Origin of the sequence: Exiguobacterium sp. s7 (assembly GCF_018618195.1) — a bacterium.
GTDB lineage: Bacteria > Bacillota > Bacilli > Exiguobacteriales > Exiguobacteriaceae > Exiguobacterium > Exiguobacterium mexicanum_A.
In genome coordinates this window covers 19326-29239 of sequence record NZ_JACSLO010000019.1, presented here as the reverse complement: position 1 = coordinate 29239, position 9914 = coordinate 19326, and the positions used below count along the sequence as shown (strand labels likewise).

At 49.5% G+C, this 9914-nt stretch carries 10 protein-coding genes; all 10 read right to left on the bottom strand.

Features of this window, described 5'->3' with window-relative positions; translation table 11 throughout:
• Positions 1-92 precede the first annotated feature (92 nt).
• Positions 93-737, bottom strand: coding sequence for a thioredoxin domain-containing protein (locus KNP79_RS14785; RefSeq protein WP_215192888.1), 645 nt, complete (start codon positions 735-737; stop codon positions 93-95).
• A gap of 138 nt (positions 738-875) precedes the next feature.
• Positions 876-1502: a sugar transferase gene (locus tag KNP79_RS14780; RefSeq protein WP_215192887.1), complete on the bottom strand. Its 627-nt coding sequence runs from the start codon at positions 1500-1502 to the stop codon at positions 876-878.
• Positions 1503-1513: 11 nt separating this feature from the next.
• Positions 1514-2572: a dTDP-glucose 4,6-dehydratase gene (rfbB, locus tag KNP79_RS14775; protein ID WP_215192886.1), complete on the bottom strand. Its 1059-nt coding sequence runs from the start codon at positions 2570-2572 to the stop codon at positions 1514-1516.
• A complete protein-coding gene (gene rfbA, locus KNP79_RS14770) occupies positions 2478-3449 on the bottom strand; it encodes a glucose-1-phosphate thymidylyltransferase RfbA (RefSeq protein ID WP_214718222.1) in 972 nt (323 codons plus the stop codon). Before rfbA ends, rfbB begins: the two co-directional genes overlap by 95 nt.
• A complete protein-coding gene (locus KNP79_RS14765) occupies positions 3449-4624 on the bottom strand; it encodes a DegT/DnrJ/EryC1/StrS family aminotransferase (RefSeq protein ID WP_214832197.1) in 1176 nt (391 codons plus the stop codon). Before KNP79_RS14765 ends, rfbA begins: the two co-directional genes overlap by 1 nt.
• Positions 4625-4634: 10 nt before the next feature.
• Positions 4635-5351, bottom strand: coding sequence for a WbqC family protein (locus tag KNP79_RS14760; RefSeq protein WP_215192885.1), 717 nt, complete (start codon positions 5349-5351; stop codon positions 4635-4637).
• A gap of 12 nt (positions 5352-5363) precedes the next feature.
• Entirely contained in the window at positions 5364-6494 is a 1131-nt protein-coding gene (locus KNP79_RS14755; RefSeq protein WP_215192884.1) for a glycosyltransferase family 4 protein, read from the bottom strand.
• Entirely contained in the window at positions 6491-7648 is a 1158-nt protein-coding gene (wecB, locus tag KNP79_RS14750; RefSeq protein ID WP_215192883.1) for a non-hydrolyzing UDP-N-acetylglucosamine 2-epimerase, read from the bottom strand. The genes KNP79_RS14755 and wecB overlap by 4 nt, the downstream gene beginning before the upstream one ends.
• Positions 7575-8762, bottom strand: a complete 1188-nt coding sequence (locus tag KNP79_RS14745) for a polysaccharide biosynthesis C-terminal domain-containing protein (protein WP_215192882.1) — start codon at positions 8760-8762, stop codon at positions 7575-7577. Before KNP79_RS14745 ends, wecB begins: the two co-directional genes overlap by 74 nt.
• Positions 8759-9784, bottom strand: a complete 1026-nt coding sequence (locus KNP79_RS14740; protein WP_215192881.1) for a polysaccharide biosynthesis protein — start codon at positions 9782-9784, stop codon at positions 8759-8761. The genes KNP79_RS14745 and KNP79_RS14740 overlap by 4 nt, the downstream gene beginning before the upstream one ends.
• Positions 9785-9914: the final 130 nt, after the last annotated feature.

The following is a 9914-nucleotide window of genomic DNA, read 5'->3' as shown; positions in this document are numbered from 1 at the left end:
AAAGAAGGGGTCCGGTCACCGAAAATCGGTGACCGGACCCCTCTTTTTGATTGAAATACTTTAGAACTGGCTAGTTATGTCCCAGCCTCATTTCAGTCTTCCGCTAGTTCGACTTCGTCGCCTGCTTGAATAGTGCCGTCCATGATTTTCTCCATCTCTTCTAAACTGAACGCGTCGACGAGCTGGATGCCGTCGACGTACACCGTCGGCACATAGGCCACACCGAAGTCGCGCGTGAACAGCCGTGAGTTCTGGATGCCGATATCGACATGGTTCTCGAGCAGTTCATCCGCATTCAAGTTGAACTCGGACGCGAGCTCTCGGGCATACGCTTCCGTGCCAAAGCCGTCTGACCCGGAGTCGAGCCCGATGGCGCGTTGCACCTCATAATAGCGGTCCGGGATGAGACGTTCCACATTATAATCGACGTTCGCGAGCAACTGTGACTGTTCGTTCAACAAGACGAGCGGCTGTCCTTTGAACGTCGCCTCGCCCGTCTCAATCCAGCGCTCTTCAATCTTCGGCAGTACCTCTTCCATCCATTTTTTGCACCACGGGCAGCTGTAGTCGAAGACGAATACGATCTCGTGCTCCCCTTCCCCGAGCGCAACCTTGTCTTCGAGCGGGAGCTCGTATGTCGTATATGTATGGATGTTCGTCGAGTCGACGGCCTCGAGTGGACTGCAGGCTGCAAGGATAAGAATAAGTCCAACTAGCATCAAGGTGATTCGTTTCATGTATAACCCTCCATTTGTTCACTTTTTCACATTTTTAGTTATACCACGTTCTGGGAGTAGCCTCGAGTGACGTTCTGGTGAAGTTCGTCAAAAGAAATGACACACAAGAAAACGAGCGGACCGCATGGCCCGCTCGCTCTATTTGACGATGTTTGTTACCTTCTCATTCCCCATAAACGCCTCCATCGTCACCGCCGTATCGGACGAAATCCCATCCTTCTTCAGGACTTTCCGGACCGTTTGCAGGATAATCTTCCAGTCATTAAAGAACGTGACGTTATCGACATATTGCACGTCGAGCGCGAATCGGTCCTGCCAGGACAGCCGGTTGCGGCCGTTCACTTGGGCAAGTCCCGTCAGTCCAGGACGTACATCGTGACGTCGGCGCTGCTCCTCGTTGTATCGGGGCAAATATTCGACGAGCAACGGGCGCGGTCCGACAATCGCAATGTCGCCCTTGACGATATTCAGTAAACTCGGCAGCTCATCCAGACTGAGCGACCGGAGCGTCTGCCCGAACGGAGTCAAGCGCACCTCGTCCGGCAACAGTTCGCCATGCTCATCCCGCGCGTCGGTCATCGTTCGAAATTTCACCATCTCGAAAATAACGCCGTCCTTGCCGGGACGTTTCTGCTTGAATAACACCGGCCCACCGATTTTCCACTTGATGAGACCAGCAATCGTCAGAAGAACAGGACTTAAAACGAGTAACGAAACCGTCGCAAGGATTGCGTCTTGTGGACGCTTCATCAAACGTTCGTACATGGTAACCCCTCCTATCTGAACGAAGAATACATCGAATCGTAATAGGTTTGATACGCACCGGATACGATTCGTTCAATCCATTCAGGATGCTCCACGTACCACTGAATCGTTTCGGCGATTCCGTCTTCGAATTGATATCGTGGGGTCCACCCTAATTCATCGGCCATCTTGGTCGCGTCAATGGCATAGCGTCGATCATGCCCCGGACGATCTTTGACGAATTGAATCAATTCTTCTGACTGACCGAACGCGTTGATGATGATTTGCACGAGCTCCAAGTTCGTCTTTTCATTATGACCGCCGATATTGTACACTTCGCCGAAGTGCCCATGTTCTCGAACGACATCGATGGCTTCACAATGATCGCTTACATGAAGCCAGTCTCGAATCTGTTGCCCGTCTCCATAGACTGGCAATGGAAGATTCGACATGCAGTTATGAATCATGAGCGGGATGAGTTTTTCCGGGAATTGATACGGCCCGTAGTTATTGCTGCATCGGGTCGTCTTGACCGGCAATCCATACGTCTCGTAATAGGCTCGAACGAGTAAATCAGAGCTTGCTTTCGAGGCGGAATATGGACTATTCGGGGCGATGGGTGAGTCTTCCGTGAAATAACCGGTCGCTCCAAGTGACCCGTACACTTCGTCGGTCGAGACATGGACGAAACAGACGGATGCTTTATAGTCGCGACGGTATTTATCATCGGGGGCCACTTTCCAATGTCGCATCGCCGTGTCGAGCAACACTTGCGTCCCGAGAATGTTTGTCGTCAAAAACAGCTCCGGCTCGGTGATACTCCGGTCCACATGTGATTCTGCAGCAAAGTGAACGACTTCATCCACATCATATGTTCGAAACAACCGTTCGATTTCTTGACGGTCACGGATATCAACCTTTTCGAAATGATAGAGCGAATCGGCTTCGAACTCGCGCAAATTCTCCAAGTTCCCTGCATAGGTGAGCACATCGACGTTAAGAATGCGGTACGTCGGATGTTTTGCCCGTAAGTGTTTTATGAAATTTGAACCGATGAACCCGGCTCCGCCAGTCACTAGAATCGTTCGCATCCGTTCTCTCCCCTTCCTCGACGAGTGATAAGAGATATTGTCCATAATCCGTCATCTTGAGCGTCAAACCAATATCTTTCAACTCATCTCGTGAAATGAACCCGCGGCGCCATGCAATTTCCTCGAGACAGGCAATGTAATAGCCTTGACGTTCTTGAACCGTTTGAACGAACACAGCCGCTTTAATCATGCCTTCTGGTGTGCCGGTATCGAGCCACGCCATCCCGCGGCCGAACAAAACGACGTTCAACTCTCCGCGTTCCAGATACATATTATTGATTGACGTGATTTCGAGCTCTCCTCGTGCAGAAGGCTCAACACGTTTGGCGAACTCAACGACTTGATTGTCGTAAAAATATAGACCTGGGACCGCATAATTCGATTTTGGTTCGGCCGGTTTCTCTTCAATCGAGACCACTCGATTTTGTGAATCAAATTCAACGACACCAAATGCTCGTGGATCTTTTACCGGATAGCCAAAGACCGTCGCTCCTTGTTTTTTCGATTGTGCATGTTTCAAGAATCGCGTTAAATCCGGTCCATAAAACACGTTGTCGCCCAAGATGAGACAGACCGAGTCGTCCCCGATGAAGTCAGCTCCTAAAATAAATGCATCTGCCAGCCCAACCGGCTTGGTCTGTACTTTATACGAGATGTCGATACCGAGTTGATGCCCGTCCCCGAATAATCGCTCGTATCCGCCGATATCTTGTGGAGTCGAAATGAGTAGAATCTCCCGAATTCCCGCCAGCATCAGGACGGACATCGGGTAATAAATCAACGGCTTATCGTAGATTGGTAACAGTTGTTTCGAGACGGCCTTCGTCATCGGATAGAGACGCGTTCCGTTCCCACCTGCTAATATGATTCCTTTCATCACTTCATCACCCTTTCTTGAATCGTGGTACAAATCCGGGTTACGTCTTCTGTAGTGAGGTCTGGATAAAGTGGAAGTGTCAGTACCCGTTCGGCAATCGTGCGGGCAACGGGTGTGCGACGGCTCGCGAAACGATTATGATTCCACGCATAATCCGTTACGAGTGGATAGAAGTATTTCCGGGTGAAGATCCCTTCTTTCGCCAAGGCGTCATGCAGTTCATCCCGCCGATTTTCCTCTGACGTCATGATGATCGGATAGTAGGAATGGTTCGTTTCAACGCCCGGTTGTGGTTTCAGGATGCGAATGCCATCGAGACCGCTGAGCAGCGTGTCATAGAGTTCACGTACTTGCTTCCGCCGCGCAATCGTCTCATCGATATGGCGCAGGTTACATAGACCCATCGCTGCTTGAAATTCATTCATTTTGGCGTTCCCCCCCGTCACTTCCACCGTTTCCGGTCCGGTGATGCCAAAGTTTTTCAATTGGTCGAAACGATGTTTCAGTGCCGGGTCATTGTACGTCAGAGCTCCTCCTTCGATGGTATGGAACACTTTCGTGGCGTGAAAACTGAACATTGAGACGTCACCGAACGTTCCGATTCCTCGTCCGTTCACTGTGACGCCGAACGTATGGGCCGCATCATAAATCACTTTCAGGTTGTGTCGTTTGGCAATCGCCTCGATGGCCTCAACGTCACATACATTTCCGTATACATGAACAGGAAGGATGGCCGAAGTTTTGGGTGTAATTAAATGTTCTAATTTGGTAGCATCGAGCGTAAAGTCATCGGATCGGATGTCTCCATAAACGGGTGTTAGCCCTTTACGAATCAGTGCATGACTTGTCGAAGCAAAAGTGAAAGGCGTCGTAATGACCTCACCTGTCAATCCGAGAGCTTCAATCGCCGCCTCGAGCGCCAAGTGCCCGTTCGTGAATAGGGATAAGTGTTCGACCCCCAAATATTCGATCAACTCCCGTTCAAGTTGCTGATGTTTAGTGCCGTTGTTCGTCAACCATCCCGATACCCACAAGTCACGAATCTCATCCGTGTACTCTTCAAGGGAAGGGAGCATGGATTTCGTAACCGGAATAGCTGTCGGTTTGCTGTCAGGTTTGTTCACTACTGGATAAGACGGGAATGCTGCGGATTGGATATCAACGATGTGTAGCATAAGGCACCTCCTAGGTCACTTGGCGATTCGAGACGAGAGCGTAACGTTCAAGGATAAGCTGGATTTCGTGTTTGGGACAATACATCATCACGTCGATGATGGATAGATTCGCTTGGAACGGATATGGCCCTTGATGATAAGTGATAGGCTCTGTCTCAATGAACGACAAATCGATTCCCGCCTGTTCGAACGCCTCGGTATCGTACAAGTCCATGCCGTTGATGGCATTCACGTAATGCGTCGCCCTCAAGTGATCACATATTTTGAGGATTCTCGCTTGGCCCTTCAATCCAACCCCAGCGTTCAATTCTGACGAGAGAATGAATGTCGTTGAGATACCGAGGTACCGAGCGACTTCCTCGATGCTGTATGCCAAATACTTCCCGACGTTTCGCTCGGGATGACGAATCACGCGTTCGAGTAACGGGAAGACGTGTTCAAATTGAGAGGCTTTGTGATAGGCATGTCGCAACAACTTCAACTGTTGTTCAACGATTTCGCCTGGCTGCGAACGCTCATGGTCGCAAATCAAACGATTCTGGCTCATCTTCTGAATAGGTAAGGTGATCGGATGAGGACTTCCGTCAATCAGAATCCGATTGCGATGAATCCAACCTTTTTTGATGAAATGAACGTCGTCATACACAACGAACGTATCGACCGCATGAATCAATTGGAAATACCCGATATATGGGAAGAAGTAAGGCTGCATAATGGCCACGTTCATGACATTTCTCCTTTACGAAATAATCTGTTTCGCGCGCAACGTGTCATAGTATCCTTTGGCTGTGACATCGTTACGGTGGAACTTGACGAGTTCCCGCGATAACATGCCATGTTCGATGAGACGCTCTGGATGTTCGAGGTATTGTTCAATCCCTCGTTCGATCGATTCGACCGTGACGCCACACATATAGCAATTTTTACCGTCTACGGAATGATGGGAGACGTTGTTGATTTGATCGCTGATGACGACCCCCATGCCCGAGGCTCTTGCTTCGATGATGGTCCCGTTCCCGTTCGAATACGTTGCCGGCAATACCAAAATGTCTGCTTGTTCATACACTTTCGGCATCTCATCCCACGCCCGAATCTCATCTAAGAAGTGGACGTTCTTCAGGTCGTGTTCTGCGATATAGGCTTTACACGCCTCGAGCTGTTGCCCCGAATTATTTAAATAGAGTTCGAGGGAATAGCGTTTTGATAAGTTCCGATACGCTTCTAACACGAGCAATGGCTGGTAACGTTCGACAAGCCGATTCGCAAATAGTAATTTGAACGTATCGCCCGACCGTTTCCGTCTCAACCCGTGATCAAAGTAAGCATCAATGTCCTGCGCATACGTCGCATGTACGACTTTATTAGGGTCAAACCCGAGTTGTTGTTTGAATTGCTCAACTGCCACTGTCCCCATCCCGAAGTAGAGGTCAGCGTCCTTGAACATCCAGTGCAACAGCTTCGTTTTGTATGGATTATCCTGAGGATTCGTCAGACGGTCAGACGGATCGTCGTCATTTTGTAGCGGTCGAAGCGGCTCACTCATAATGACGGTTTTGATGCCGAACAGCTTAGCGATTCTTACAATGGCTGCATGTCCGGCCATGAATCCACCGAGTAGGATGACGTCTGGTTTGAAACGAATCAACTCAGGAATCAAGCCGAGTGAGAGGTAACCAATCTTCGGAAACCACTTCGAATATCTCAACACCTGACACTTATCACCGAGCGGGATTTTCCACCATTCTGGTCGATTTTGATCGAGATACTCGTAAAACCAAAATTCAGCGTCAAAGTACTCTTCCAAGGCGTAGCACAGCTTCACCTGATAAGGAGAAGCGATGTTTCCGATAAAAACGAGTTTTTGTTTCATCGTTCACCCTCCTTTACAGTTTGACGTGGATCCGTTGTACCTTTCCATACTTCGCGTCGGACGTAGTCCGTATACGAAATCAAAATCCGCACCACTTTGTCAGAGACATTAGGCATACTGTAATCACTGACGATACGAGGTCGTTCTTGCTCCATGACGACCGATAACCCTTGTAAAATCCGCTCTGTTTCGAGACCAACCATCAACACGGCCCCTTCTTCCATCGCTTCCGGCCGTTCGTGTGTCTCACGGATATTCAACCCTCGCAATCCAAGAATCGAAGACTCTTCGCTAATCGTCCCACTGTCACTGAGCACTGCCTTGGCATGCAATTGAAGGTGATTATAATCGATAAATCCCAGCGGCTTGAGAAGTCGAACCAACGGATCGAACGAGACGTTCAGTTCATTGATTCGCTTCATCGTCCGTGGGTGCGTGCTGACAACGACAGGAAGTTGATAGTGTTCAGCGATTGCATTCAAACTGTCTACAAGTGCCAAAAAATTGATGTCAGAATTGACGTTCTCTTCCCGGTGTGCCGAAACGATGAAGTAGTTGTCAGGACTCAATTCGAGTCGATCAAGTACATCGGAGTTTTCAATCGCCTCTCGTTTGGACATCAACACCTCGTACATCGGACTGCCCGTCTTGATGATTCGTTCGGCTGGCAACCCTTCGCGGAGCAAGTATTCACGGGCGATATCGCTGTACGTTAAATTTACATCTGCCGTATGATCGACGATTCTCCGATTGATTTCTTCTGGGACACGTTGATCGAAACAGCGATTTCCCGCTTCCATATGGAAAATCGGGATTTTTCGCCGTTTTGCTGCGATTGCTGCTAGGCAAGAGTTCGTGTCACCGAGGATGAGCACGGCGTCCGGACGTTCAAGCTCGAGCACCGGATCGACTTGAATCAGGATATTCCCAATCGTCTCAATCGGACTGCCTGTCGCTGAATTGAGGAAATAATCTGGTTTTCGTAATTCGAAATCCTGAAAGAACACCTCATTCAATTCGTAATCATAATTTTGTCCCGTGTGCACGAGGATGTGCTCGATGGCCTCAGAGTGTTCCAGTTTATGAATAACGGCCGACAGGCGTATGATTTCGGGACGCGTCCCGACGATGGTCATCACTTTGAGTCGTTTCATCTTGCACCTCCATGAAATATGTGTCCGGGTTGCTCGAATCGAACGGTTCGTTTACCCACATCACGGTAACCAAATCTGTTGTTCCGATGTTTTCAATGTTATGCGTGTAACCTGTGGGGATGTCGAGCACGCGCATCATGTCTCCTGTCACGTGATACGTATGGACCTCACGTTCTCCGACTTTACGGAACCGGATGAGCGCTTCACCACTGACGACAAGAAACTTCTCGTTTTTTGTATGATGCCAATGATTCCCCTTCGTGATGCCCGGCTTAGCAACATTGATGGACACTTGACCTCGGTCGGCAGTTCGGATGAATTCGGTGAATGAGCCGCGCGCGTCTTCATTTCGCTTCAAGTCATAGGCGAACTGGTCGGCCGGCAAATAACTGAGATACGTGCTGTACAGTTGTTTGGTAAACGCGTCGTCAAGTTGTGGAATCCGGAGAGTCGCTCGACTGTCTTTAAACGTCTGTAACAACTCGGCGATGCGTCCTAAGGCAATCGGCGCATGAACTGGTACATTCTCATAGTAGACTTCATTCGCTTGCTCCCGGAATGTATCTAACAGACCGACCAGCCGATGGATTGCATCATCGATATAAGCGAGTCGTACCGTTTGAGTCGGATTATGAATCTCGATGGGCAGGTTTCTCGCCATACGATAACAAAACGTTGCGACGACACTGTTATAATCCGGGCGGCCCCACTTTCCGAAAAGGTTCGGGAAGCGGAAGATATAGACGCTTCGCCGCGTTGTTTGATGTGCTTCGATCAAGAGGTGCTCGGCAGCTAGCTTACTCAGTCCGTATGGATTGTCCTGCGTTGCTTGAATCGAGGAAGCGAGCATGATCGGTGCCTCATTTTTAGAAGATGCCAATGTCTCGATTAATCGTCTAGTGAACCCGGCGTTTCCTTCCGCAAACGCGGCTTCCGTTTCCGAACGGTTCACACCAGCCAAGTGGTAGACGAACTCCGCATCCTGACAGAATCGGCGAAACATGTCTTCCGTCGTCTCTCGCCCGACCGAGAATACATCATGCCCTCGTGCCTCTAATTCGGAGACTAGATTTTTGCCGATGAACCCTTTGGCGCCTGTCACGAGAATATTCATGATACTTTCACCCAGCTCGCGAGTTCTTGTTGAATGTAGGGGAGCGTCAGCAACAATTGCTTTACTTGTTCCACGTTCAACTGCTCGGTGTTTGCCGAGTTGTATTCGCCCTCGACGGTGAGGCGCTTGCTACCCTCGTTGAAATACTTATCGTAGTTCAAGTCGCGTGTATCAGCTGGGACCCGATAGAACCCGCCCATGTCTTCCGCGACAACATTCTCTTCTCGGGTCAGCAGCGTCTCATATGACTTTTCGCCGTGACGCGTGCCGATGACCTTGATCGGATTGTTCGCACCGAACAGCTCGAGCAACGCCTGCGCCAACACGCCGATGGTCGAGGCCGGCGATTTTTGAACCATAATGTCTCCCGCATGAGCGTTTTTAAAGGCGAAGACGACGAGTTCGACGGCATCCTCAAGACTCATCAAGAAGCGGGTCATGAACGGATCTGTCACGGTGAGCGGCTCACCACGTTTGATTTGGTCGACGAACAACGGGATCACCGAGCCTCTTGAGGCCATCACGTTCCCATAGCGCGTCCCACAAATCAGTGTCTGCTCTGGACCGACCGCTTTCGCTTTGGCGACGAACACTTTTTCCATCATCGCCTTGGAGATCCCCATCGCGTTGATCGGATAGGCCGCCTTGTCCGTTGACAGACAAATCACTTTTTGGACGTTCTGTTCAATCGCTGCGTTCAATACGTTATCCGTACCGAGCACGTTCGTCTTAACCGCCTCGAGCGGGAAGAATTCGCACGATGGTACTTGTTTCAACGCCGCCGCGTGAAAGACGTAATCGACGCCGTACATCGCGTTGCGCACACTGTTCACATCACGAACATCTCCGATATAAAATTTGAGTTTATCGTCATGATAGAGCTTACGCATATCGTCCTGTTTTTTCTCGTCTCGTGAAAAAATGCGAATCTCTTTAATATCCGTTTTCAGGAAACGTTGCATGACAGCGTTTCCGAATGAGCCTGTGCCTCCAGTGATCAATAATGTCTTGTCCTTAAACATTGCGAATCCTCTCCTTTGTCATGATGTCAGTTGCTTCTAAAGGTGATGGGAAAGTTGAGTTGGAAACAATTGCAATGATGTTGATACTATCGTGTTACCCGTCTCATTGTGAGAATAGGAAAGAAATGTT